Annotated in this window: 23 protein-coding genes and 1 tRNA gene; 13 read left to right on the forward strand and 11 right to left on the reverse strand. The window is 70.2% G+C overall.

Annotated features, from left to right (window positions below; translation table 11 throughout):
• Positions 1 to 43: 43 nt before the first annotated feature.
• The 4 genes from miaB to H8N03_RS19625 all read right to left on the reverse strand — a co-directional run bounded on the left by miaB (position 44) and on the right by H8N03_RS19625 (position 3,452).
• On the reverse strand, positions 44 to 1,381 hold the full coding sequence (gene miaB / locus H8N03_RS19610) for a tRNA (N6-isopentenyl adenosine(37)-C2)-methylthiotransferase MiaB (RefSeq protein ID WP_187077911.1): 1,338 nt from the start codon (positions 1,379 to 1,381) through the stop codon (positions 44 to 46).
• Positions 1,382 to 1,388: 7 nt separating this feature from the next.
• The gene (locus tag H8N03_RS19615; RefSeq protein ID WP_187077912.1) at positions 1,389 to 1,805 is read right to left on the reverse strand and encodes a hypothetical protein; all 417 of its coding nucleotides are present in this window, start codon (positions 1,803 to 1,805) and stop codon (positions 1,389 to 1,391) included.
• Between the two features lie 79 nt (positions 1,806 to 1,884).
• Positions 1,885 to 1,961 (reverse strand) — tRNA-Met (locus H8N03_RS19620).
• 30 nt (positions 1,962 to 1,991) lie between these two features.
• A complete protein-coding gene (locus H8N03_RS19625; RefSeq protein WP_187077913.1) occupies positions 1,992 to 3,452 on the reverse strand; it encodes a vWA domain-containing protein in 1,461 nt (486 codons plus the stop codon).
• Positions 3,453 to 3,575: 123 nt separating this feature from the next.
• On the opposite strand from H8N03_RS19625, the gene H8N03_RS19630 reads away from it, so the two are divergent.
• Both H8N03_RS19630 and H8N03_RS19635 read left to right on the forward strand, forming a co-directional pair.
• Positions 3,576 to 4,184, forward strand: a complete 609-nt coding sequence (locus tag H8N03_RS19630; RefSeq protein WP_255428302.1) for a sigma-70 family RNA polymerase sigma factor — start codon at positions 3,576 to 3,578, stop codon at positions 4,182 to 4,184.
• A complete protein-coding gene (locus H8N03_RS19635; RefSeq protein WP_187077914.1) occupies positions 4,181 to 5,203 on the forward strand; it encodes a hypothetical protein in 1,023 nt (340 codons plus the stop codon). The genes H8N03_RS19630 and H8N03_RS19635 overlap by 4 nt, the downstream gene beginning before the upstream one ends.
• Positions 5,204 to 5,205: 2 nt before the next feature.
• Here H8N03_RS19635 and H8N03_RS19640 read toward each other — a convergent pair whose 3' ends face one another.
• Positions 5,206 to 5,985 carry an enoyl-CoA hydratase gene (locus H8N03_RS19640; protein WP_187077915.1) on the reverse strand — a complete coding sequence of 260 codons (780 nt, stop codon included), beginning with the start codon at positions 5,983 to 5,985 and terminating at the stop codon, positions 5,206 to 5,208.
• Between the two features lie 94 nt (positions 5,986 to 6,079).
• Here H8N03_RS19640 and H8N03_RS19645 point away from each other — a divergent pair, with 94 nt between their 5' ends.
• From H8N03_RS19645 to paaK, 3 genes are read left to right on the forward strand one after another with little or no spacing between them, the layout of a single operon-like run.
• Entirely contained in the window at positions 6,080 to 6,883 is an 804-nt protein-coding gene (locus tag H8N03_RS19645; protein ID WP_187077916.1) for an enoyl-CoA hydratase-related protein, read from the forward strand.
• A 2-nt stretch (positions 6,884 to 6,885) separates the two neighbouring features.
• The gene (gene paaI / locus H8N03_RS19650; RefSeq protein WP_187078045.1) at positions 6,886 to 7,320 is read left to right on the forward strand and encodes a hydroxyphenylacetyl-CoA thioesterase PaaI; all 435 of its coding nucleotides are present in this window, start codon (positions 6,886 to 6,888) and stop codon (positions 7,318 to 7,320) included.
• Positions 7,320 to 8,615 carry a phenylacetate--CoA ligase PaaK gene (paaK, locus tag H8N03_RS19655; protein ID WP_187077917.1) on the forward strand — a complete coding sequence of 432 codons (1,296 nt, stop codon included), beginning with the start codon at positions 7,320 to 7,322 and terminating at the stop codon, positions 8,613 to 8,615. The genes paaI and paaK overlap by 1 nt, the downstream gene beginning before the upstream one ends.
• A 92-nt stretch (positions 8,616 to 8,707) precedes the next feature.
• On the opposite strand, the gene H8N03_RS19660 is transcribed toward paaK, so the two are convergent.
• Genes H8N03_RS19660 through H8N03_RS19675 form a run of 4 tightly spaced genes read right to left on the reverse strand, consistent with a single transcriptional unit; the run spans position 8,708 to position 13,495 of the window.
• Complete coding sequence (locus H8N03_RS19660) at positions 8,708 to 9,859, reverse strand: DUF3108 domain-containing protein (RefSeq protein WP_187077918.1); 1,152 nt, start codon at positions 9,857 to 9,859, stop codon at positions 8,708 to 8,710.
• On the reverse strand, positions 9,838 to 11,589 hold the full coding sequence (locus tag H8N03_RS19665) for a M61 family metallopeptidase (protein ID WP_187077919.1): 1,752 nt from the start codon (positions 11,587 to 11,589) through the stop codon (positions 9,838 to 9,840). Before H8N03_RS19665 ends, H8N03_RS19660 begins: the two co-directional genes overlap by 22 nt.
• Complete coding sequence (locus tag H8N03_RS19670; RefSeq protein ID WP_255428303.1) at positions 11,586 to 12,365, reverse strand: DsbC family protein; 780 nt, start codon at positions 12,363 to 12,365, stop codon at positions 11,586 to 11,588. Before H8N03_RS19670 ends, H8N03_RS19665 begins: the two co-directional genes overlap by 4 nt.
• Positions 12,362 to 13,495 carry an FAD-dependent monooxygenase gene (locus H8N03_RS19675; protein ID WP_187077920.1) on the reverse strand — a complete coding sequence of 378 codons (1,134 nt, stop codon included), beginning with the start codon at positions 13,493 to 13,495 and terminating at the stop codon, positions 12,362 to 12,364. Before H8N03_RS19675 ends, H8N03_RS19670 begins: the two co-directional genes overlap by 4 nt.
• Before the next feature lie 35 nt (positions 13,496 to 13,530).
• Between H8N03_RS19675 and H8N03_RS19680 the strand changes: the two genes are divergently transcribed.
• Positions 13,531 to 14,391 (forward strand): MOSC domain-containing protein, encoded by an 861-nt coding sequence (locus H8N03_RS19680; protein ID WP_187077921.1) that lies wholly within the window; start codon positions 13,531 to 13,533, stop codon positions 14,389 to 14,391.
• On the opposite strand, the gene H8N03_RS19685 is transcribed toward H8N03_RS19680, so the two are convergent.
• Entirely contained in the window at positions 14,388 to 16,181 is a 1,794-nt protein-coding gene (locus tag H8N03_RS19685) for a sensor domain-containing diguanylate cyclase (RefSeq protein ID WP_187077922.1), read from the reverse strand. The genes H8N03_RS19680 and H8N03_RS19685 overlap by 4 nt on opposite strands.
• Positions 16,182 to 16,224: 43 nt before the next feature.
• Here H8N03_RS19685 and ychF point away from each other — a divergent pair, with 43 nt between their 5' ends.
• The 4 genes from ychF to H8N03_RS19705 all read left to right on the forward strand — a co-directional run bounded on the left by ychF (position 16,225) and on the right by H8N03_RS19705 (position 18,775).
• On the forward strand, positions 16,225 to 17,319 hold the full coding sequence (ychF, locus tag H8N03_RS19690; RefSeq protein ID WP_187077923.1) for a redox-regulated ATPase YchF: 1,095 nt from the start codon (positions 16,225 to 16,227) through the stop codon (positions 17,317 to 17,319).
• Positions 17,320 to 17,665: 346 nt separating this feature from the next.
• A complete protein-coding gene (locus H8N03_RS19695) occupies positions 17,666 to 18,064 on the forward strand; it encodes a hypothetical protein (protein WP_187077924.1) in 399 nt (132 codons plus the stop codon).
• Positions 18,061 to 18,513: a DUF2846 domain-containing protein gene (locus H8N03_RS19700; RefSeq protein WP_187077925.1), complete on the forward strand. Its 453-nt coding sequence runs from the start codon at positions 18,061 to 18,063 to the stop codon at positions 18,511 to 18,513. The genes H8N03_RS19695 and H8N03_RS19700 overlap by 4 nt, the downstream gene beginning before the upstream one ends.
• 79 nt (positions 18,514 to 18,592) lie before the next feature.
• Entirely contained in the window at positions 18,593 to 18,775 is a 183-nt protein-coding gene (locus tag H8N03_RS19705; protein ID WP_187077926.1) for a hypothetical protein, read from the forward strand.
• Here H8N03_RS19705 and H8N03_RS19710 read toward each other — a convergent pair.
• Positions 18,730 to 19,200 (reverse strand): YqaA family protein, encoded by a 471-nt coding sequence (locus H8N03_RS19710; RefSeq protein WP_187077927.1) that lies wholly within the window; start codon positions 19,198 to 19,200, stop codon positions 18,730 to 18,732. The genes H8N03_RS19705 and H8N03_RS19710 overlap by 46 nt on opposite strands.
• Positions 19,201 to 19,327: 127 nt before the next feature.
• Between H8N03_RS19710 and dusB the strand changes: the two genes are divergently transcribed.
• From dusB to purH, 3 genes are read left to right on the forward strand one after another with little or no spacing between them, the layout of a single operon-like run.
• The gene (gene dusB, locus H8N03_RS19715; protein ID WP_187077928.1) at positions 19,328 to 20,368 is read left to right on the forward strand and encodes a tRNA dihydrouridine synthase DusB; all 1,041 of its coding nucleotides are present in this window, start codon (positions 19,328 to 19,330) and stop codon (positions 20,366 to 20,368) included.
• Positions 20,365 to 20,601: a Fis family transcriptional regulator gene (locus H8N03_RS19720; protein WP_187077929.1), complete on the forward strand. Its 237-nt coding sequence runs from the start codon at positions 20,365 to 20,367 to the stop codon at positions 20,599 to 20,601. The genes dusB and H8N03_RS19720 overlap by 4 nt, the downstream gene beginning before the upstream one ends.
• Positions 20,602 to 20,657: 56 nt before the next feature.
• Positions 20,658 to 22,229 (forward strand): bifunctional phosphoribosylaminoimidazolecarboxamide formyltransferase/IMP cyclohydrolase, encoded by a 1,572-nt coding sequence (gene purH / locus H8N03_RS19725; protein WP_187077930.1) that lies wholly within the window; start codon positions 20,658 to 20,660, stop codon positions 22,227 to 22,229.
• Positions 22,230 to 22,285 lie beyond the last annotated feature (56 nt).

Consider the following 22,285-nt stretch of genomic DNA (forward strand, 5'->3'; position numbering starts at 1 on the left):
CGCCGCACCGTAGGCTGGGTTGCGCGAAGCGCACCCCAGCAATTCAAGCGGCGACGGTCTCGGCGACCTTCACTTCCGCCCGCAGCGAATGCGGCAGCGCCTGCGTGATCGTCACGTCCACCATCTGGCCCACCAGGCGCTGCGGACCGGCGAAGTTGACGATGCGGTTGCACTCGGTGCGGCCCATCAGCTCGTTCGGGTCCTTGCGCGAAGGGCCTTCCACCAGGATGCGCTGCACCGTGCCGACGCGGCTCTCGCTGATGCGGCGTACGTTGTCTTCCAGCACGGCCTGCAGGTGCTGCAGGCGCTTGAGCTTCACCTCGTGCGGCGTGTCGTCGTGCAGCGCCGCCGCCGGCGTGCCGGGGCGCGGGCTGAAGATGAAGGAGAAGCTCGCGTCGTAGCCGACGTCCTCCACCAGCTTCATCATCTTCGCGAAGTCCTGCTCCGTCTCGCCGGGGAAGCCGACGATGAAGTCCGAGGACAGCGAGATCTGCGGCCGCACCGCCCGCAGCTTGCGGATCGTGCTCTTGTATTCCATGGCCGTGTAGCCGCGCTTCATCGCCATCAGGATGCGGTCGCTGCCGTGCTGCACCGGCAGGTGCAGATGGCTCACCAGCTGCGGCACCCTGGCGTAGACGTCGACGAGGCGCTGCGTGAACTCGTTGGGGTGGCTGGTCGTGTAGCGGATGCGCTCGATGCCGGGGATCTCCGCGACGTACTCGATCAGCAGCGCGAAGTCGGCAATCTCCGCCGTGTCGCCCATCTTGCCGCGGTAGGCATTGACGTTCTGCCCGAGCAGCGTCACTTCCTTCACGCCCTGGTCGGCCAGGCCGGCGATCTCCACCAGCACGTCCTCGAAGGGGCGCGACACTTCCTCGCCGCGGGTGTAAGGCACGACGCAGTAGCTGCAGTACTTGGAGCAGCCTTCCATGATCGACACGAAGGCCGAGGCGCCGTCGACGCGCGCGGGCGGCAGGTGGTCGAACTTCTCGATCTCGGGGAAGCTGATGTCGACCTGCGGGCGGTGCTGGCGCTCGCGGTCGGCCAGCAGCTGCGGGAGTCGATGAAGGGTCTGCGGGCCGAACACCACGTCGACGTAGGGCGCGCGCTCGATGATGGCCGCGCCTTCCTGGCTGGCCACGCAGCCGCCCACGCCGATCAGCACGCCCTTCTTCTTCAGGTGCTTGACGCGCCCGAGGTCGGAGAAGACCTTCTCCTGCGCCTTCTCGCGCACGGAGCAGGTGTTGAACAGGATCAGGTCCGCCTGCTCGGGGTCCTGCGTGGGCTCGTAGCCTTCGGCCGCCTTCATGACGTCCGCCATCTTGTCCGAGTCGTACTCGTTCATCTGGCAGCCGAAGGTCTTGATGTAAACCTTCTTCATGGCGCCCTCACCTTCCGAGCAGCAGCCAGCGGTTCGCCCAGATCAGGTCCAGCAGCTCGTTGAAGCGCTTGATGCCTTCCGGATCGCCCAGGCTGGTGCCGCCCAGCTTCTTGAACTCTTCCTCGTTCAGCAGCCAGACCTCGTGCACCAGGCCCATGCCGTCGCGCTTGTAGACCGTGTAGATGGTCTTGCCGGCCAGCGTGCCCGTGAGCACCAGGCGGTTGTCGCGGTCGCGGATGCGCACGCCGGGCGAGAAGCGGTCGTCCTTGCCGTCCACCTGGATGATGGGCGGCGTGGCGCTGACCGCCATGACCGCGGGCTTCACGCCGAGCGGCGCGCCGCGTTCCGAGGTGATCTGCGCCGAGGCCGTGCCGGCGGCGAACACCAGGGCGGCGAGGGTGGCGGTGGGGATCCAGCGGTTCATGGTGTTGATCCAGAGGCTGTGAAAAGACAAAGGCACTGTGCTGGACAGTGCCTTTGGTGTCAACGCGAGCGTTGTGTTCTGGTGGCGCTTCAGGGACTCGAACCCCGGACCTGTGGATTATGATTCCATCGCTCTAACCAACTGAGCTAAAGCGCCGAAGCCCGTGATTGTAGCAAAACCCGGCGCTCAGTTGCCGGACAGGGCAAGCTCTTCGGTCACCAGGCGCACGATCAGCCGGTCCAGCGTGTCCACCGAGTAGTTGCGCACGTCGTGCACCGTCTCCCGGCCGGGGCCGCTGCCGGGGCGGTCCGCCTGCGCATACGTCAGGAACACGAACTTGCCGCCGGTGTACTGCGCGACCTGCCGCTGGATGTATTCGCCCTGCCGGTCCAGGCCGCTCGCGCCGACCGAGAACACCTTGATGCCCTTGCCGAGCGCGGCCAGCATGTCGTCGTCGTACTGCGGGCCGCCGTAGTCCAGGTGCGGCGGCGCGTCGGCCAGCAGGATCACCATCCGCGTGGTGCCGCTGCCGCGCCAGCTCGCCTCGTGCACGGCTTCGTGCAGCGCCTCGTTCATCGCTTCCGGGTAGTCGCCGCCGCCGCCGGCCTGCAGGGGGAGGAGTGCCTCGCGCAGGAAGGCGCCCACGTCGTTGCTGAAGTCGTGGCTGCGCAGCAGGAAGGCATCGCCGCGGTCGCGGTAGGCGACGAGGCCCAGGCACAGGTCGGGGCGGCTGGGCAGGTTGGCCACTTCGGCCGTGATGGTGTGCAGCGTGGCCTTCAGCTTGTCGATCTCGTCGGCCATGGAGCCGGTCGCGTCGATCAGGAAGAGCAGGTCCAGGCGTGCGCGCGCAGGTGCGGGCGGGGCGTCGAGCCGCACGTCCACCGCGCTCTTCTGGCCGCGCGCGAGCTGGCCACGGGCCTGCCGGCCGTCCTTGCGCACCAGCACCTGGTACGAGCCGGAGCCGGCGGGATCGAACGCGGCCGGATGCAGCCAGGCGCGGCCGCCCGCATCGGTGCGCGCCCACATCGCGTAGCCGCTCGTGCCTTGCACCGCGACTTCGGCGTCCCCCACCGGGCGGCCGCGTCCGTCCTTCACCTGCAGCAGGTAGCGTTCGCGCACGTCGCGCGGGCGGTGCGCCACCTGCGTGCGCTCGCGGAACGCGAGGTACCCGCTGAAGTCGGCGTTGTCGTCGACGACGCCTGCGGTGACGGGCTGCCAGGGTTGCGGGCGCGCGACGAAGTCATGGGACGGCGCCTGCGGGCCGCGTTGCGCGAGCGGCGCTGCCGGTGCCGGGGCGGGCAGGGGCGCGGCGGCGCTGGCGGACGGCGGTGCGGCTTCGCGCATGCGGTTGTCCGCACGGGCGCTGCGTTCGGGCGCGACGTCCGCTGCGGCATCGGGCGCGAAGCGGCCGCGCTGGCGGCTGCTTTCCGTCCAGCCCGGCACTTCCCGCGTGCGGATCGGCCCGGTGCAGTGCGTCGCCGACGGTGCCTGGAAGTTCGGCACCGATCGCGGCTCGGACCAGGGCTGCGGCTGCGGCTGCGGCCGGGGTTCGGGCCACAGGCCCTGGGCCGTGGCGCTGCACGCGGCGAGCAGGCACTGGGCGCAGAGCAGGGCGACGAGGGAGCGGGAGGGAGGACGATGGCGCATGGCGCACTCCGGAGTGGTGGTGTCCCTTGCACGTCCGAAGGCGCCCGGCGGGGTCGATTTCTTCGCCCCGGTTTAACCCCGATCGCCGGCGATGCCCGTAGTACGTGATGTGAGAATCGCTCCATGCCCCCACGCGAGATGCCGGACGAGGACCTGATGCTGGCCTATGCCCAGGGCGACGCCGCCGCCTTCGACGTGCTCTATGCGCGGCACGAGGCGGCCCTGTACCGCTTCGTGCGGCGGCTGCTGGGGACGGGACTCTCGGCGCAGGCCGACGAGGTGTTCCAGGAAGCGTGGTTGCGCATCGTGACCGCGCGGCACGCGTTCCGGGCGGAAGGCGCGTCGTGGCGCGCGTGGGCCTACACGATCGCCCACAACCTGGCGATGGACCGCCTGCGCGTCTCCGGGCGCGAACTCAGCGTGGACGTGGCGGAAGACGGCGAAGACGCGCTCGACTGGCTGGCCGCGCACGTGGAGCAGGTGGCCCCCTCCACCGAAGACCAGGCCTTCTGGCGCGCGGCGGGCGCGCAGCTGCTGCACTGCCTCGATGCCTTGCCCGCCGCCCAGCGCGCCGCCTTCCTGCTGCACCACGAGGACGGCGCGACGGTGGAAGACCTGGCGCAGCGCCTCGCGCTGCCCTTCGAGACGGCGAAGAGCCGGCTGCGCTACGCCCTGCAGAAACTCCGCGGCTGCATGGGCGCGTATCTCGCGCCGCTGGGAGCCGCGCGGTGACCGAGCTGCGCGACGCGCGCCTGCGCAAGGCACTCGATGCCGCGCCCGATGCGGACCTGCGGCCGCATGCGCGCACGCGCGATGCGATCCGCGCCGCCGCGCAGGGTGCCGTGCAACCTGCGTGGAGACGGTGGTGGACGCGTGCGTTCGCCGCGCCGATGCCGTGGGCGGCGGCGCTCGCGACGGTGGCGGTCGCGACGCTCGTGACCGTCACCTGGCGGGGCGAGGAGCCACCGGGGGCGCAGCTGGACGCGCCGGTGACGGTGCAGGAAGCGCCGGCGCCGGCACCGGGTCCGGTCCCTGCGAAGATCCCCGAGCCCGCACCGGCACCGGCCCCTGCGGTCGCGCCGCAGCCTGCTCCCGTGCCGGCGCCCTCCGCGGCCCCTGCGCCGGAGCGCACGCCCGTGCCCGCGGCGGCAAAGGCGCCGTCGACCCGGGAGCAGAGAAGCGGTGCGCCCGCGCGCGATGCCGTCGCCCCCGCGGCGCCTGCCGCTCCCGCGGAAACGGCCGCCGCACCGAGCCCGGCGCCTGCGCCTGCAGCACCAGCACCAGCACCAGCCCCCCTGCCACCGCCGCTGCCCGGGCCACCGCCGGCCGCGGCGATCGCGCCCGCGCCGCCAGCCGCTCCGCAAGCCATGCGGTCCGCGCCGGCTGCGGGGAGCTTCGACCGACAGGCGGCGCCACTTTCACGCGTCGCGCCGCCCGTGCTGCCCTGGACGCAGGTGCGCATCGAATCGGGAGGCAAGTCGGTGGTGGTGGCGCGGCCGCAGGCGGGGGAACTGCCTGCGCTGGTCACGAGCATGCTTGCCAGCACCTCGGACGAGGCGCCGCCGGGTGCCCCCGGCCGCCTGCGACTGGAACTCGCGCAGGGCGACGAGACGCTCGGCGTGCTCGACGAGGTGGCGGAAGGCTGGCGCTGGACGCCGATGCGGGAGGCGGCGCCCGCCCGCTTGCTGCGGGCGGACCCGGGCATCGCGGCTTCCCTGCGCAGCGAGGCGCAGCGGCTGCTGCGCCGCTGACGCTATTCGTGCCGGAACGCCGGCTTGCGCTTGTTCACGAACGCGTCCATGCCTTCCTTCTGGTCCTGCGTGGCGAAGAGGGCGTGGAACATGCGGCGCTCGAACATCACGCCGTCGGACAGGCTGCCTTCGAAGGCGCGGTTGACCGACTCCTTGGCCGCGAGCACGGCGATCTGCGAGTACTCGCAGATCTGCAGCGCGGCACCCAGCGTTTCCTCCATCAGCTTGTCCAGCGGCACGACGCGGCTCACGAGGCCCGCGCGCTCCGCTTCGGCGGCGTCCATCATGCGGCCGGTCAGCGCCATGTCCATCGCCTTGGCCTTGCCCACCGCGCGCGGCAGGCGCTGCGTGCCGCCCGCGCCGGGGATGATGCCCAGCTTGATCTCGGGCTGGCCGAACTTCGCGTTGTCGGCGGCGATGATGAAGTCGCACATCATCGCCAGCTCGCAGCCGCCCCCGAGGGCGAAGCCGCTCACCGCCGCGATCACGGGCTTGCGCACGCTGCGGATCGTCTCCCAGTTGCGCGTGATGTAGTCGCCCTTGTAGACGTCCGCGAAGGTGTAGGTCGCCATCGCGCCGATGTCCGCGCCGGCCGCGAAGGCCTTCTCGCTGCCGGTGATCACCATGCAGCCGATCGCCGGATCGGCGTCGAAGCCCTTCATCGCCTGCCCGAGCTCGTCCATGAGCTGGTTGTTCAGCGCGTTGAGCTGCTTGGGCCGGTTGAGGGTGATGACGCCCACCTTGCCCGCTTCGGTGCGCACCTCGATCAATTCGTAGGCCATGGCCGGTCTCCTGTGTGCGGGCAACTATAACCAAGGGAAACCATGCTCCGGATGCCGGCGCGCCCGGTGCTAGATTGGAACGAAAGGAGACCCCATGAGCGAAGCCACCGTCCTGTGCGAGACGCGCGGCAGCGTCGCCCTCGTGACGCTCAACCGGCCGCAAGCCCTCAACAGCTTCACGCGCCAGATGCACCAGGATCTCTGGTCGGTGCTGGATCGCATCAACGGCGACAAGGCGATCCGCGCCGCGGTGCTCACGGGCGCCGGCCGCGGTTTCTGCGCAGGCGCCGACCTCGCGGAGTTCGACTTCGAACCCGGCCCGGACCTGGTGAAGCGCGCCGATCCCGGCCCCGTGATCGAACAGGCGTTCAATCCCTCCATCCGCAAGCTGATGGACCTGCGCGTGCCCACGGTCGCCGCGGTCAATGGCGTGGCGGCCGGCGCGGGCGCGTCCTTCGCGATGGCGTGCGACCTCGCCGTCGCCGCGCACGGCGCGAGCTTCATCCAGGCCTTCAGCAGGATCGGCCTCATCCCCGATGCGGGCGGCTCCTGGTTCCTGATCAAGAAGCTGGGGCTCGCGCGCGCCATGGGCTGCGCGATGCTGGGCGACAAGGTCGGCGCCAGCGACGCGAAGGAGTGGGGAATGATCTGGGACGTAGCGCCCGAAGGCGAGGACTGCGTGCAGGCCGCGATGAAGCTCGCCGAGCGCCTGGCCACGATGCCCACGACGGCCCTCGTGCAGACGCGCAAGCTGCTGCGCGCCGCCGCGTCCAACGATCTCGACAAGCAGCTGGACCTGGAACGCGACACGCAGTCGGCGCTCGGCAGGACGCACGACTACATCGAAGGCGTGATGGCCTTCCGCGAGAAGCGTCCCGCGAAGTTCACCGGCGAATGAGCATGCGTTCTCCCGAGCAGCTCGCCGCGGCGGTCGGCGAGGCCATGTACGCCGACGACCCGGCGGTGCGCGACTTCATGGGCATCGAGCTGCTCGCCTGCGAGCCGGGGCGCGCGGTGATGCGCATGGCGGTGCGCGCGCCCATGCTCAATGGCCACAAGATCTGCCACGGCGGCCTGATCTTCACGCTGGCCGACTCCACCTTTGCCTATGCGTGCAACAGCCGCAACAAGGTCACGGTGGCGGCGGGCGCCAGCATCGAGTTCCTCAAGCCGGCGCACCTGGACGACGTGCTCACCTGCGAAGGCGTGGAGCAGGTCCTGCAGGGCCGCCACGGCATCTACGACATGAAGGTCACCAACCAGCGCGGCGAGGTGGTCGCGGTCTTCCGCGGCAAGAGCGCCAGCATCCAGGGCACGGTGATCCCGGAGGCGTGATGAAGACTTTCCCCCTGGAACCCATCGAGAAGGCGAGCGTCGACGAGCTGCGTGCGCTGCAGCTCAAGCGCCTGCGGCAGACGCTGCGCCACGCCTACTTCAACTCGCCCGCGTACCGCCGCAAGTTCGACGAGGCCGGCGTTCACCCGGACGACTGCCGCAGCCTGGCGGACCTGGCGAAGTTCCCCTTCACGACCAAGTCCGACCTGCGCGATGCCTACCCCTTCGGCATGCTCGCCGTGCCGCGCGAGCAGTGCGTGCGCCTGCACGCCTCCAGCGGCACCACGGGCAAGCCCACGGTGGTGGGCTACACGAAGAACGACATCGAGACCTGGTCGGCGGTGATGGCACGCAGCATCCGTGCCGCCGGGGCGCGGCCCGGCGACATGGTGCACGTGAGCTACGGCTACGGCCTCTTCACCGGCGGCCTGGGCGCGCACTACGGGGCCGAGAAGCTGGGGCTCACGGTGGTGCCTTTCGGCGGCGGCCAGACGGAGCGCCAGGTGCAGCTGATCGTGGACTTCCAGCCGGACATCATCATGGTGACGCCCAGCTACATGCTGGCCATCGCCGACGAATTCGAGCGGCAGGGGCTGGACCCGCGCGAGAGCAGCCTGCGCCTGGGCATCTTCGGCGCCGAGCCGTGGACGAACGACATGCGCGCGAAGATCGAGCAGCGCATGGGCATCGATGCCGTGGACATCTATGGCCTGTCGGAAGTGATGGGGCCGGGCGTGGCCAACGAGTGCGTCGAGACCAAGGACGGGCCCACCATCTGGGAAGACCATTTCTATCCCGAGATCATCGACCCCGAGACCGGCGAACCGGTGCCCGAGGGCGAGCTCGGCGAGCTGGTGTTCACCAGCCTCACCAAGGAGGCGCTGCCGGTGATCCGCTACCGCACGCGCGACCTCACGCGCCTGCTGCCCGGCACCGCGCGCACCATGCGGCGCATGGAGAAGATCACCGGCCGCAGCGACGACATGATGATCGTGCGCGGCGTGAACGTGTTCCCCACGCAGATCGAGGAGCTGATCCTGAAGCAGGCGGTGCTGGCACCGCACTACCAGTGCATCCTCACGCGCGAAGGCCCGCTGGATGAACTGGTCGTTGCCGTGGAGGCAGGCCAGGGGCTGGACCACGAGCATGCCGACGTGCTCGTCGCCGCGGAGCGGCTCGCCTACGAGATCAAGGCGTACATCGGCACCAGCGCCCGCATCGACCTGCGGCCGGCGGGGGGGATCGAGAGGAGCCTCGGGAAGGCGAAGCGGGTGGTGGACCAGCGGCGGATGTGAGGGGCGCATGCTGGGGTGCGCTTCGCGCAACCCAGCCTACCGACGCCGGCGTTCGTAGGCTGGGTTTCGCCGCAGGCGAACCCCAGCGCTCCCTAACGCTGCTCGATGTGGTCCACCATCAGGTCCAGCCACGCGTCCTCGCCCATCACGATGCGGATGCGCGCCGGCAGGTACTGCAGGCTGGGCGCGAACCACATCTCCACGTTGATGTTGCCGCGCGGGTTGGCGATGGAACGCGGCTTCAGGTGGAAGGCTTCCACGGTGCCGAACTTCGGCGTGCGCAGCGGCTCGCGGCCCACGATCTCGTAGACCCATTCGTCCACGCCGCCGGGGCGAGCGAGCCACAGCTTGACGCTGCGGCCCACTTCCAGCACCTCGCGGCCGGTGGCGAAACGCTGCGTCAGTTCGACGAACTGGCTCGCCGTGTCCTGCACGCCGGGCGGCCGCGGCACGGTGCGGCCGTTTTCCAGGATCACGACCTCGTCGCCGATCTGCGCGGTGCGCCGTTTGCCGGGACGCAGTTCCTCGTAGGCACGCGGCAGCAGGCCGTCCGGCGTGACCTCGCCCTGGCTCGTGAGGACCTGCGTGCCGAACACCTGGATGCGCGCATCCAGCCGCACCTGGTACTTGCTGCCATCGCGCTGCCATTGCACGCGCGCGTCGCCGTAGAGCGGCCCGCGGTACTGGCCGGTGAGGGCATAGGTGAGGCGCGTGTCGACCGGCCAGCGGTCCAGGGCCGCCGCGTCGCTGGCGGCGGCACTTGCAGCCGCGCTCGCGGGAGCCGCGGCGACGGACGCGGCAGGTTGCGCTGCGGATGCAGCCGACGCTGCAGCCGCGGCTACGGCCACCTGTTCCTGCCGCACCCGCTCTTCCTCCTCCGCGCGCGCCCGCGCTTCGGCCTGCTCGCGTTCGCGTTCGTCCGCTTCGCGCTGCTCGCGCGCCAGCCGCTCCTGCCGCTCGCGCTCCTGCGCTTCCTTCTTGCGCCGCAGTTCCTCGGGCGAGGACGCGGGCGGCTTCGGCCGGGGCGCGGCGCGCGGCTTCGGCATCGCGACGGCGGTGGTCGCCGCGGGGACCACCGGCGGCGCCGCCTTGGGCTGCAGCATGCGCGTGTACATGGGCGGCGTCATGAGGCTCAGCCCGGAGATCTGGTCGGCCTGGCGCGAGATCCACTCCAGCCCCAGCACGTGGCCCACGACCACCGCGGCGGTCAGCAGCGCGAGCGTCAGCCTTGCGGGCCGAACCACGTCTGCGCCCTCGCCGGGTCGCGCAGCACGAGCCGCCACGTCGTGACGCTCGCCGGGATGGCGAGGTCCAGCCGCAGCAGGCGGCGGTCGCGCGCGACGATCGCCGTCACCCGGCGGTGGCTGCCGATGTAGAGCATGAGGTCGTCGAGCTTGCCGAGGCGCCAGGCGCTGCCCGCCACCTCCACGCCGACCCACTCGTCGTTGGCCGCCATGCCGGCCTGCTCCGCGGCGCCGCCGCGCAGCACGTTCTTCAGCACGATGCCCGCGCTTTCCGTGACGCGCACGCCCAGGCGCTGCTGCAGCTGCGCCGGCTCTTCCATCACGGTGATGCCGTGGGCTTCGAGCAGGTCCTTCAGCGGCAGCTCGCGCGTGCCGTGCACCCAGGCGGCGAGCTCGCGGGTCCACGCGCGGCCGCCCAGCTCCTTGAGCACCGCGGCGAAATCCGCTTCGGCCATCGGCCCCGCCTTGCAGCGTTGCCACAGCGCGCGCATCACCTCGTCGAGGCTGGCGTGGCCTTCCTGGCGCAGCGTGAGGTCGAAGCACAGGGCGACGAGCGCGCCCTTGGTGTAGTAGCTGACCGTGGCGTTGGCCGTGTTCTCGTCCTGCCGGTAGTACTTCACCCAGGCGTCGAAGCTCGCCTGCGCCACGGACTGCACTTCGCGCCCCGGCGTCTGCAGCACCTGGTTGCAGGTCTTGGTGAGCAGCTTGAGGTAGGTCGCGTCGTCGATCAGGCCGGCGCGGCGCAGCAGCAGGTCGTCGTAGTAGCTGGTGAAGCCCTCGAAGAACCAGAGCAGGTTGCTGTAGTTCTCCTGCTTGTAGTCGTAGTGCGCGAACTCCGCCGGCCGCAGGCGCTTGACGTTCCAGGTGTGGAAGTACTCGTGGCTGATGAGGCCGAGCAGCGTCACGTAGCCTTCGCCCATGCGGCTGTCGCCCACGCGCGGCAGGTCGCGGCGCGAGCAGATGAGCGCCGTCGAATTGCGGTGCTCCAGGCCGCCATAGCCGTCGTCGACCGCATTGAGCAGGAACAGGTAGCCCTTGAACGGCGGCTTGCGGCGGTCGTGCCAGAAGCGGATCTGCGTCTCGCAGATCTTCTGCATGTCCGCGACGAGGCGCTCGGCGTCGAAGGCCTCCGTGGCGCCGGCCACCACCAGCCGGTGCGGGACGCCGCAGGCCCGGAACTCGGCGCTGTGGAAGGCACCCAGTTCCACCGGGCAGTCGACGAGTTCGTCGTAGTCCTGCGCGAGGTAGGTGCCGAAGCCGCGCTTGCCGGTCTTCAGCGGCTCCAGCCCCGTGGCCGCCTCCCAGTGCGGGTACGCGCGGGGCGGCACCAGCTCCAGCTCGTGCGGCTCCTGCGCCATCCCGTGCACGCGCAGGCACAGGCTGGTGCCGTTGAAGAAGCCGCGCTGCGAATCCAGCCACGCGGTGCGCACCGAGTTGTCGAAGGCGTAGACCTCGTAGCCGATCACCAGCGGGCTCGAAGGCACGCAGTCCACCTGCCACGTGGCCTTGTCCAATTGCTGGATCGCCACGGGCCTGCCGTCCTGGCGCGCGTTCAGCTTCTGCAGGTGGCGCGAGAACTCCCGCACCAGGTAGCTGCCGGGGATCCAGGCGGGCAGCGACACGCGCTGGCCGGCCTGCGGCTGCGGGACGGTCAGCGTGACGTGGAAGAGGTGGGCGGCGGGGTCGGCCGCCTCGACCCGGTAGTGCGGGCCCGCCGGTCGCGCGATCACTTCCCGCCGTTCGCCAGCAGCTTCTCGATCTCCGGCGCGGCGATCGCGCCGGGGACGCGCGAGCCGTCGGCGAAGACGAGGGTGGGCGTGCCGGTGATCTTGTGCTTGCGCCCCAGCTCGGTGTTGCGCGTCAGCACGGCCACGTCGCAGGCGGCGTCCGCCTTCACGGGCGGCTCGTTGCGCACCATCCAGTCCTGCCAGGCGCGGGCGCGGTCCTTCGCGCACCAGATGGCCTTGCTCTTCTCGATGGAGTCGGGGCCGAGGATCGGGTACAGGAACATGTAGACCGTCACGTTGTCGATCTTCTGCAGGTCGCGCTCGAAGCGCTTGCAGTAGCCGCAGTTCGGGTCCTCGAACACGGCGAGCTTGCGCTTGCCGTTGCCGCGCACGATGGTGAACGCGTCCTTCATCGGCAGCTGCGCGAAGTCGATCGCCAGCAGCTTCTCCATGCGCTCCTCGGTGAGGTTGCGCCGGTTGCGCGTGTCCATCATCTCGCCGGTGAGGATGAAGTTGCCTTCCGCGTCCGCGTAGAACAGGTCGGTGCCGATGCGCACCTCGTAGATGCCCGCCATGGGCGTGCGGCTGATCTCGTCGATCTGCGGGAAGTTGGGCATGCGCTCGGGCAGGTTCTTGCGCAGGGCGCTCTCCACGGCCGGCGGCACGCTGCGCGCCGCGTTGGCCACCGTGGGCGCCAGGTTCTTGTCGGCCGCGCCCGCGGCCAGCCCGCAGGCCAGGAGCGCCGTGGCCAGCACCACGCGCATCGCACTGAATCTCATGTTCTTTCCGTTCTCGAGAGCACGCGGCCCTGGCCCATCGCCTGCCGCACCACCCAGCGTTTCACCGGCCCGCTGCGGTCGAAGCCGCGCATGCCCCAGTTGCGCACCCAGGACCAGGGCTCCGCGGGCTGCGCGAACAACTGCTGCAGCCCGTCGGTCGTCCAGGCCATGGCCAGCACGTCCATCTTGCGCGCTCGCTCGTAGCGGCGCAGCAGCTTCTCGTCTCCCAGGCTGCGCCAGTACTCGCGCCCGTGCAGCACGCGCGCGAGCACTTCGGCGTCGCCGAGGCCCAGGTTCAGCCCCTGGCCCGCGAGCGGGTGCACGTTGTGCGCCGCATCGCCGGCCAGCGCCCAGCCCGGCCCCACCCAGCGCTCGGCATGCGCGCGCTGCAAGGGCCAGGCCATGCGCTCGCTCGTGAGCGTCATGCGCCCCAGCGCGGCACCGGTGCATGCCACCAGGCGGGACTGGAATTCCTCGGCCGGCAGGGCGAGCAGCTCGTCCGCGCGCGGCTCCTTCACAGACCAGACCATGGCCACCGAGTTCCCGTGCACGCCGCCCAGCGGCAGCAGGCCCAGCACGTTGCCGTCCTCGAACCACTGGTGCGCCACGCCGCCATGCGGTATTTCACAGTCCAGCCGCGCCGCGATCGCGCGCTGCGGATACGACATGACGCGGAACGGCACGCCGAACTCCGCCCGCGTGCTGCTCGCGCGGCCTTCGCAGACCACCGTGAGGGCGGCCGGCGCGGGCTGCGACAGCACCTCGATCTGCGGCTGGAAGCGCACGGCCTCGGCCAGGCGTGCGAGCAGGGGCTCGACGTCCGCGATCCAGGCGAGCGCCGCCACCTTTTCGTCCTGTGCGGAGAAGCGCAAGTGCCCGCCGTCGTCGCCGCGCACCTGCATGGCGAGCACCGGCGTGGCGTGCTGTTCGTCCGGCCAGGCGCGCAGGCCCAGCAACAGGTCGCGCGACGCGGCGTTCAGCGCGTACGCGCGCACGTCGCCATGGCCGGAGCCGGCCACGGGCGGTGCTTCGACCAGGCCGATGCGCAGGCGGTCGCGGGCGAGCAGCAGGGCCAGGGTACGACCCACGATGCCCGCGCCGCGGATACAGACGTCATAGGGAGCGGCCATGGGGGGATTGTAGGAGGCGGGCACAATCCACGGCCATGAGCCAAGCCCCCGACGTCACCGCCCGCATCGCCCGCCTGTTCGTCTATCCGGTCAAGTCCTGCGCCGGGGTCGAAGTGCGCGACGCCGTGCTGGCGGAAACCGGCCTGGACCTGGACCGCGCCTGGATGGTCGTCGACGCGTCCGGCGTCTTCGTGAGCCAGCGCGAACTGCCCCGCATGGCGCTGGTGAAGCCGCAGCTGAAGCTCAACGAGGTGGTGCTGCGGGCGCCCGGGATGCTGGCCTTGCACCTGTCGATCGACACCGTCGAGGAGCCGGTGCGCGTGCGCATCTGGGACGACGAGGTCGCGGCCTTCGACATGGGCGACGTCGCCGCGCAGTGGTTCACGGATTTCCTCGGCCGCGAGCTGCGGCTGGTGCGCTTCGACCCCGAGCAGCAGCGCCTGTCCAGCCTGAAGTGGACCGGCGGCGCGGAGGCGCCCAACCAGTTCAGCGACGGCTACCCGGTGCTCGTGGCGAGCACCGCTTCCCTCGACCAGCTCAATGCGAAGCTGGCCGCCGGCGGCCACGCGCCCGTGGGCATGGAGCGCTTCCGGCCCAACCTGGTGCTGGAAGGCGTGGAGGCGCACGACGAGGACCGGCTGGACGTGCTGCGCATCGCCACGGAAGCGGGCGAAGTGCAGCTGCGCGCGGTGAAGCCGTGCCCCCGCTGCCCCATCCCGGACATCGACCCCGCGACGGCGCAGGTGGACACCATCGTCTCGGACACCCTGCAGGGCTACCGCCGCAACGAGCTGCTGGGCGGCGCGGTCAGCTTCGGCATGAACGCCATCATCGTGGGCGGCGTGGACGAGACCCTGCGCGTCGGGCAGGTGGTGAGCGCGGACTACCGGTTCTAGCGCACCGGGGCGTACGACGACTCGCCCGCCGCCGGGGTCGAAGCGGCATCGGCGAACAACGAGGAGTCGCCCGGCTCGGAGGCGATCGCCTGTTCCGGCTGCAGGAAGCGGATGGGCCGCCGGGTGCGCGGCGACATGCGCGCGAGCTGTTCGGCCAGCGCCTTCTGGATGTCCTCCGCTTCCATCGGCCGCTCGGCGAGGAGCAGGGCGGCGACGTGGAACTGCAGCGTCACCTCGGGCTTGAGGCCGGGCAAGGGCATGAGGCCGGCGGCGATCAGGCGCGTGGCGCGCTCGCTCACCGAGGAGCGGGCACTGGCGCCTTCCAGGATCACGGCGAAGCGCGCCTCGCCCACCCGGCTCACGGTGTCCACGTCGCGCAGCAGGCGGCGCAGCTTGATCACGCTGCGCAGCAGGCTCTGTTCGGCGGCCGCGCTGCCGAAGTAGTCGCGGATGCGCGCGTGGTTCACCAGGTCGATGTACATGATCGCCGCGTTCTCCTCGGTGCGGCGGTAGCGCGCCACCACCTGGCGCAGGCGGTCGGTGAACAGGTGCGGCGCCAGCAGCCCGGTGAGCGCGTCGTGCGTGGACAGCGCCTGCTCGCGCACCTCGGCGCCGTGGCGGTCGCGCGAGCGGATGAACAGGGCCACCAGCATGAGCGGCACCTCCACCGCCATCGCCGCGACGAGCACGTACTGCGAGACGAAAGGCACATCGGCCCAGCCGAGGGCGCGGGCCACGCTGACCACCAGGCCGCCTACCAGCGGGAACTGCGCCGCGAGCACCCAGCGCGCGACGCCGTCGCCGCGCCACCAGGCGATGGCCGAAGCCACGAGCGCCGAGATGCTGGCGAGGCAGAGGTAGGCCGCGACGATCTGGACGTACAGGGCCTTGGACGCGAACACCGGCACCAGCGACAGCACGAAGCCCGCCGCGCCGAGCACGAGCGTCCACCGGTCCAGCCCGGGCAGGCGCCGGCGCAGCCCCAGCGTCTTGCGCACGAACAGCATCGCGGCGCCGACGGCCGCGCACGCGAGCATGGTGGTCGGCCCGTCTTCGAGCAGCCCGAAGCCCGGCCACAGGAACTGCCCCGCCACGCCGGTATAGGACGCCACGGCCAGCGTGGTGAGGGCCGCGTAGCCCGCATACCAGGCGAAGCCGCGCTCGCGGTAGGCCCAGCTCATCGCGATGCAGCCCGCGATCAGCAGCAGCAGGGCGCCGAAGGCGAGCCCGAGGCCGAGGTACTCCAGCTGCACGCGGCCGGTGTGGTGCGCCTCGGTGGCGAGCTCCACCGGGAAATTGGCCGGCGTCGCGTGCTGGATGCGCACGAACACGTCGCGCACCTCGCCTGGCGGAAGGTCGAGGCGGAAGAAGGGGTAGCGCCCGCGCTCCGGCCAGCGCGCCACGGCCAGCGTGTCTCCCGCGCTCTCCGCCGCCCACTGCGCGCCTTCCGACTGGAAGACCGTCACCTCGTCGAGCAGCGGCATCGGGAACTTGAGCAGCCAGTCCTGCCGTTCCTTGGCGCCGCGCTGCAGCCGCAGGTGCAGCCACAGGGCGCCGCGCGCGGGCAGGCGGTGCACGGTGCCGGGCTCCGCGGGCTGGAAGGTGTCGTCGGCGTGGCGCATCACCTGGGCGAGCGTCGCATCGCCGCGCGCATCCACCCAGCTGCGGGCCAGCGCCTGCGCGTCGATCGCGCCGGCCTCGTCGCGCAGCACCGTCGCGGCGGGCGGCCCGGCAGCGGCCGCCTGCAGGCACGCGAGCAGCACGCAGAGCACCGCCAGAAGCCGGGCCATGCCCCATGGCATACACTTTCGGGCTTCGCTAACGGGTACTGACATGAGTTTGAAGTGCGGGATCGTGGGCTTGCCGAACGTGGGCAAGTCCACCTTGTTCAACGCCTTGACCAAGGCGGGCATCGCCGCCGAGAACTATCCTTTCTGCACCATCGAGCCCAACGTCGGCGTGGTGGAACTGCCCGATCCGCGGCTCCAGCAGCTGGCCGGGATCGTCAAGCCCGAGCGCATCGTGCCAGCCATTGTCGAGTTTGTCGATATCGCGGGCCTGGTCGCGGGCGCGAGCAAGGGCGAGGGCCTGGGCAACCAGTTCCTCGCGCACATCCGCGAGACGGATGCGGTGGTGAACGTCGTGCGCTGCTTCGAGGATCCGAACGTGATCCACGTCGCGGGCCGCGTCGACCCGGTGTCGGACATCGAGGTGATCCAGACCGAGCTGTGCCTCGCGGACCTGGGGACCGTCGACAAGACGCTGGCGCGCTACAGCAAGGCCGCGAAGTCGGGCAACGACAAGGAAGCCGCGAAGATGGTGCAGGTCCTGCCCAAGGTGCAGGCGGCGCTCAACGAGGGCAAGCCGGTGCGCACGCTGTCGCTCACCGACGAGGAGAAGGCGCTGCTGAAGCCCCTGTTCCTCATCACCGCCAAGCCCGCGATGTTCGTCGGCAACGTGGACGAGGGCGGCTTCGAGAACAACCCGCACCTGGACAAGCTGCGCGCGTACGCCGCGACGCAGAACGCGCCCGTGGTGGTGATCTGCGCCAAGATCGAATCCGAGATCGCCGACATGGGCGACGAGGACAAGGCGATGTTCCTGGCGGAGATCGGCCAGGACGAGCCGGGCCTCAACCGCCTGATCCGCGCGGCGTTCACGCTGCTGGGCCTGCAGACCTACTTCACCGCCGGCGTGAAGGAAGTGCGCGCGTGGACCGTGCCCATCGGCGCGACCGCGCCGCAGGCCGCGGGCGTGATCCACACCGACTTCGAACGCGGCTTCATCCGCGCGCAGACCATCGCCTTCGACGACTTCATCGCCTTCAAGGGCGAGCAGGGCGCGAAGGACGCGGGGAAGATGCGCAGCGAAGGCAAGGAATACGTCGTCAAGGATGGCGACGTCATGAACTTCCTGTTCAACGTCTGAGCATTCACTTCGAAAAGTCGCAAGCGACTTTTCGAAGTGGTCTGGTCGGTTTGACGAGGCCCGGCGAAGCCGGATCCTCGTCAAAAAGGGGGACCGCGCTGCATGTTGTTCCGCGCGGCCCACGTGGCCCTGCGGGGAGGGAATTCACACGGGCCGTGCGGCGCACCGCCGGCACGAAGTTCCTGTCGAACGTGCGGGCGGCGGCGACGAGCGGCGCGCCTGTGTGCGCGCCGCGACAGCACCGCGCCGTGCTGCTTGCCAGCCCTGCATCCGCTTCGCTAGATTGGCTTGCAACAACCTGCCTGCGAGCAGGAAAGAGCAAGAACAACACGACGAGGGGGAATCCATGGCCATGCAGAGGTGGTGCCGCGCCGCGGTGCTCGCCGCGCTCGCGCTCGTCGCGGGCTGCGCCGCGGAAGTGAAGGTCGTGCCCGCGCAGCTCGCGCCCCTGGCGCGGCCTGCCCCCGACGTCGTGGTCGCCAGCGACCTCCCGGTGCGCCTGTCCACCGGCTACACCCGCACCGTGCCGCAGAAGACCCGCTGGCGCGCCGTCGGCACGCTGGCGCAGGGCACGGTCTACCAGCCGCTGGACACCGTGTTCGCCATCGAGGGACGCCACGTGCACGAAGCCTGGCTCGTGCTGCGCGGCGCCGACCTGCAAGGCTTCTGGCTCCCGGCCGAGAACCACTACTCCGGCCTGGAGCGCGCGATTCCCATGACGCTCGAAGGAGGAGCACCACGATGAAACGCCAATTCCTGAAACTCGCCCTCGCGGGCGTTGCGCTGGCCCTGGTGAGCGGTTGCGCGACCGGCATCAAGCACGAGCAGATGGCCGCCAGCATGCCCAGCCTGAAGGCGGGGCAGGGCCGCATCTACTTCTATCGCACCTCGTCGATGATCGGCGCGGCGATCCAGCCCGACATCCGCCTCAACGGCCAGGTGGTCGGCGAGTCCAAGCCCGGCGGCTTCTTCTACGTCGACCGCCCGGCCGGCAACTACGTCGCGACCGCGAGCACGGAGACGGAGAAGGCGGTGACCTTCACGCTGCAGGCGGGCGAGACCAAGTACATCCGCAGCTCGGTGGGCCTGGGCATCATCGCCGGCCGGGTGGTGCTGGAGCCGGAGAACCGCGAGAAGGCGCTGAGCGAACTCAACTCGCTCAGCTACACCGGCGCGCCCGTCGCCGCCCGCTGAAGCGCGTCGCCGCGCCGCGGTGCAGATCTCACTGCAATCGCGCGCGGCCGCTTCCATCATGGGCGGCCCGGAGCCGCCCATGACCCCCACCCACCGCTTCCTCGTGCGCCTGCGCCATCGCGCGGCGTATTGCTACGAGCTGCTGCTCTATGCGCTGCTGCTGGCGCTGGTCTTCGCGGTGGGGCTGGCGAGCTCGCCCGCCGGCGCCGAGGATGCTCAGTGCGGAAACATCCAGAGCAGCGCCGCCGTCATCACGAAGTAGCGCAGGAACTTGCCCACCAGCATGTAGGCCGTGCAGGGCCAGAAGGGCAGGCGCAGCCAGCCGGCGACGGCGCACAGCGGGTCGCCGACGATCGGCAGCCACGACAGCAGGCAGGCCTTGGGCCCGAGCCGCTCCAGGAAGTCGAGCGCCTTCAGGTGCGTGCGCGAGTGGCGGTACTTGTCGACGGCCTCGTGGGCGCCGTAGCCCATCCACCAGTCCAGCATGCCGCCCAGCGTGTTGCCGATCGTCGCCACGGCGATCGCGCTCCAGAAGAGGTCGGGGTTCAGCTTCAGCAGGCCGAACAGCGCCGGCTCCGAGCCGATGGGCAGCAGCGTGGCGGAGATGAAGGCAGCGACGAAGAGCGTGCTGAGCCCGTACTGCGGCAGCGCCAGCAGGGCGAACAGTGTTTCCATCCAGGAGGGCATGTGCGCGGCATGTTATCGGAGCAGCCGTCGCGATTGGGTTGATCCGGCGCAAGCGACCGATTTCAGGCACTGAAACGCCCGGGGCCTACAATCGTGCCTCTTTTTTCGGCAGCCCCTTTCCACCCCCATGCGCATCGGCCCTTACACCCTGGCGAACAACGTGTTCGTCGCGCCGATGGCCGGTGTGACGGACCGTCCCTTCCGCCAGCTGTGCCGCGCCTTCGGCGCGGGCCATGCGGTGAGCGAAATGGTCACCTCGCGCAAGGACCTGTGGAACAGCCTGAAGACCTCGCGCCGCGCCAATCACGACGGCGAGCCGGGACCGGTGGCCGTGCAGATCGCCGGCACCGATGCGCAGATGATGGCCGAGGCCGCCGCGTACAACGTCGAGCGCGGCGCGCAGATCATCGACATCAACATGGGCTGCCCGGCCAAGAAGGTCTGCAACAAGTGGGCGGGCTCCGCGCTGATGCAGGACGAGCCGCTGGCGCTCGCCATCGCGCAGGCCGTTGTGCACGCGTGCGCGCCGCATGGCGTGCCGGTGACGCTGAAGATGCGCACCGGCTGGTCGGCCGCGCACCGCAATGCCGTGACGCTGGCGCGCGCGTTCGAGGACATCGGCGTGCAGATGCTCACCGTGCACGGCCGCACGCGCGAGCAGGGCTACAAGGGCCTGGCCGAATACGACACCATCGCCGCGGTGAAGGCCGCGGTGCGCATCCCGGTGGTCGCCAACGGCGACATCGTGTCGCCGCAGAAGGCGCGCGCGGTGCTCGCCGCCACCGGCGCCGACGCCGTGATGGTCGGCCGCGCGGCCCAGGGGCGGCCGTGGATCTTCCGGGAGATCGCGCACTTCCTGGCCACGGGGACCGAACTCGCGCCGCCGCTGGTGGCCGAGGTGCAGCGCGCGCTCGTCGCGCACCTGCAGGACCACTACGCGCTGTATGGCGAATTCACCGGTGTGCGCAGCGCCCGCAAGCACATCGGGTGGTACGTGCGCTCGCTTCCGGGAGGGGAGGCGTTCCGCGCGGAGATGATCGCGATCGAGGACAGCATGACGCAGCTGTCCGCCGTCAACCGCTTCTTCGAGGGCCTCGCCGCCCGGATGGACCGCCTGCCGGTCGCTTCCGCTGCGGGGATGGAGGAGCTTGCCGAAGAAAACACATGAGCAAGAAGCACATCGAGGAGTGCGTCCGTGCGAGCCTGGAGGGCTATTTCCGCGACCTGCGCGGGACCGAGCCCGACGGCATGTACGAGATGCTGGTGAAGGTGGTGGAGAAACCGCTGCTGGAGGTGGTCATGGCGAAGGCCGACAACAACCAGTCGCGCGCCGCGGAGTGGCTGGGGCTGAACCGGAACACCCTGCGCAAGAAGCTGATCGAACACAAGTTGCTTAAGTAAGACCTTGCGGCCTGGCCGGAAGCGGCCAGTGGCCGCGCTGCACTGTCCCCAACACCATGAATGCACTGATCTCCGTTTCGGACAAGACCGGCATCGCCGAACTGGCCAGGGCCCTGCACGACCTGGGCATCCGCCTCATCTCCACCGGCGGGACCGCGAAGCTGATCGCCGACCAGGGCCTGCCCGTGACGGAAGTTGCCGAGGTCACCGGCTTCCCCGAGATGCTGGACGGCCGCGTGAAGACCCTGCATCCCAAGATCCACGGCGGCCTGCTCGCGCGCCGCGACCTGCCCGAGCACATGGCGGCGGTGCATCGCCATGCGATCAGCACCATCGACATCCTCGTGGTGAACCTCTACCCCTTCGAGCAGACCGTCGCGAAGCCCGGGTGCACGCTGGAAGACGCGATCGAGAACATCGACATCGGCGGCCCGGCCATGGTGCGCAGCGGGGCCAAGAACTGGAAGGACGTGGCGGTGCTCACCGACGCGTCGCAGTACCAGGGGGTGCTCGACGAGCTGAAGACCTCCGGCCAGGTCTCGCAGCAGACGAAGTTCAAGCTCGCCGTGGCCGCCTTCAACCGCATCAGCAACTACGACGCGGCGATCAGCGACTACCTCTCGGCGCTGCAGGAAGATGGTTCGCGCTCCATGTTCCCCGCGCAGGCCAATGGCCGCTTCGTGAAGATCCAGGACCTGCGCTACGGCGAGAACCCGCACCAGCAGGCCGCGTTCTACCGCGACCTGCATCCGGCGCCGGGCTCGCTGGCGGTCGCGCAGCAGCTGCAGGGCAAGGAGCTCTCGTACAACAACATCGCCGACGCGGACGCGGCGTGGGAATGCGTCAAGAGCTTCGCCACGCCGGCATGCGTGATCGTGAAGCACGCCAATCCCTGCGGCGTTGCCGTGGGCAAGGACCCGCTCGAGGCCTACTCGAAGGCCTTCCAGACGGATCCGACCTCGGCCTTCGGCGGCATCATCGCCTTCAACCGGCCGCTCGACGGCGCCGGTGCGCAGGCGGTGGCGAAGCAGTTCGTCGAGGTGCTGATGGCGCCGGACTTCGCGCCCGAGGCGCTGCAGGTCTTCGCGGGCAAGGCCAACGTGCGCCTGCTGAAGATCGCGCTGCCGCCCGGCGGCGAGCGGCCCTGGGACAAGGGCCAGAACCTGGTGGACGTGAAGCGCGTGGGCTCCGGCATGCTGATGCAGACCGCCGACAACCGCGAGCTGACGCTGTCCGAGCTGAAGGTCGTGACGAAGAAGCAGCCGACGCAGGAGGAACTGCAGGACCTGCTGTTCGCGTGGAAGGTGGCCAAGTACGTGAAGTCCAACGCCATCGTGTTCTGCAAGGACGGCATGACCATGGGCGTGGGCGCCGGCCAGATGAGCCGCCTCGACTCCGCGCGCATCGCCAGCATCAAGGCGCAGCACGCGAAGCTGTCGCTCGCGGGCACCGCGGTGGCGAGCGACGCGTTCTTCCCCTTCCGCGACGGCCTCGACGTGGTGGTGGACGCGGGCGCGACCTGCGTGATCCAGCCGGGCGGCTCGATGCGGGACCAGGAAGTGATCGATGCGGCGAACGAGCGCGGCGTCGCGATGGTGTTCAGCGGCGTTCGCCACTTCCGGCACTAAGAAGGCGGACAGCCGGACGCCGAACGTAGGCTGGGTTTCGCGCAAGCGAACCCCGG

Origin of the sequence: Ramlibacter cellulosilyticus (assembly GCF_014297465.1) — a bacterium.
GTDB lineage: Bacteria > Pseudomonadota > Gammaproteobacteria > Burkholderiales > Burkholderiaceae_C > Ramlibacter > Ramlibacter cellulosilyticus.

What these genes read in the sequence shown, in the direction of transcription:
- H8N03_RS19700 (WP_187077925.1), top strand. Translation starts at nt 18,061, where the DNA reads ATGAAACGCCAATTCCTGAAACTCGCCCTCGCGGGCGTTGCGCTGGCC.
- H8N03_RS19640 (WP_187077915.1), bottom strand. Translation starts at nt 5,985, where the DNA reads ATGGCCTACGAATTGATCGAGGTGCGCACCGAAGCGGGCAAGGTGGGC.
- H8N03_RS19695 (WP_187077924.1), top strand. Translation starts at nt 17,666, where the DNA reads ATGGCCATGCAGAGGTGGTGCCGCGCCGCGGTGCTCGCCGCGCTCGCG.
- H8N03_RS19720 (WP_187077929.1), top strand. Translation starts at nt 20,365, where the DNA reads ATGAGCAAGAAGCACATCGAGGAGTGCGTCCGTGCGAGCCTGGAGGGC.
- H8N03_RS19615 (WP_187077912.1), bottom strand. Translation starts at nt 1,805, where the DNA reads ATGAACCGCTGGATCCCCACCGCCACCCTCGCCGCCCTGGTGTTCGCC.
- H8N03_RS19630 (WP_255428302.1), top strand. Translation starts at nt 3,576, where the DNA reads ATGCCCCCACGCGAGATGCCGGACGAGGACCTGATGCTGGCCTATGCC.
- H8N03_RS19645 (WP_187077916.1), top strand. Translation starts at nt 6,080, where the DNA reads ATGAGCGAAGCCACCGTCCTGTGCGAGACGCGCGGCAGCGTCGCCCTC.
- H8N03_RS19705 (WP_187077926.1), top strand. Translation starts at nt 18,593, where the DNA reads ATGACCCCCACCCACCGCTTCCTCGTGCGCCTGCGCCATCGCGCGGCG.
- purH (WP_187077930.1), top strand. Translation starts at nt 20,658, where the DNA reads ATGAATGCACTGATCTCCGTTTCGGACAAGACCGGCATCGCCGAACTG.
- miaB (WP_187077911.1), bottom strand. Translation starts at nt 1,381, where the DNA reads ATGAAGAAGGTTTACATCAAGACCTTCGGCTGCCAGATGAACGAGTAC.
- H8N03_RS19625 (WP_187077913.1), bottom strand. Translation starts at nt 3,452, where the DNA reads ATGCGCCATCGTCCTCCCTCCCGCTCCCTCGTCGCCCTGCTCTGCGCC.
- H8N03_RS19680 (WP_187077921.1), top strand. Translation starts at nt 13,531, where the DNA reads ATGAGCCAAGCCCCCGACGTCACCGCCCGCATCGCCCGCCTGTTCGTC.
- H8N03_RS19675 (WP_187077920.1), bottom strand. Translation starts at nt 13,495, where the DNA reads ATGGCCGCTCCCTATGACGTCTGTATCCGCGGCGCGGGCATCGTGGGT.
- H8N03_RS19685 (WP_187077922.1), bottom strand. Translation starts at nt 16,181, where the DNA reads ATGGCCCGGCTTCTGGCGGTGCTCTGCGTGCTGCTCGCGTGCCTGCAG.
- paaK (WP_187077917.1), top strand. Translation starts at nt 7,320, where the DNA reads ATGAAGACTTTCCCCCTGGAACCCATCGAGAAGGCGAGCGTCGACGAG.
- paaI (WP_187078045.1), top strand. Translation starts at nt 6,886, where the DNA reads ATGCGTTCTCCCGAGCAGCTCGCCGCGGCGGTCGGCGAGGCCATGTAC.
- dusB (WP_187077928.1), top strand. Translation starts at nt 19,328, where the DNA reads ATGCGCATCGGCCCTTACACCCTGGCGAACAACGTGTTCGTCGCGCCG.
- H8N03_RS19670 (WP_255428303.1), bottom strand. Translation starts at nt 12,365, where the DNA reads ATGAGATTCAGTGCGATGCGCGTGGTGCTGGCCACGGCGCTCCTGGCC.
- H8N03_RS19710 (WP_187077927.1), bottom strand. Translation starts at nt 19,200, where the DNA reads ATGCCCTCCTGGATGGAAACACTGTTCGCCCTGCTGGCGCTGCCGCAG.
- ychF (WP_187077923.1), top strand. Translation starts at nt 16,225, where the DNA reads ATGAGTTTGAAGTGCGGGATCGTGGGCTTGCCGAACGTGGGCAAGTCC.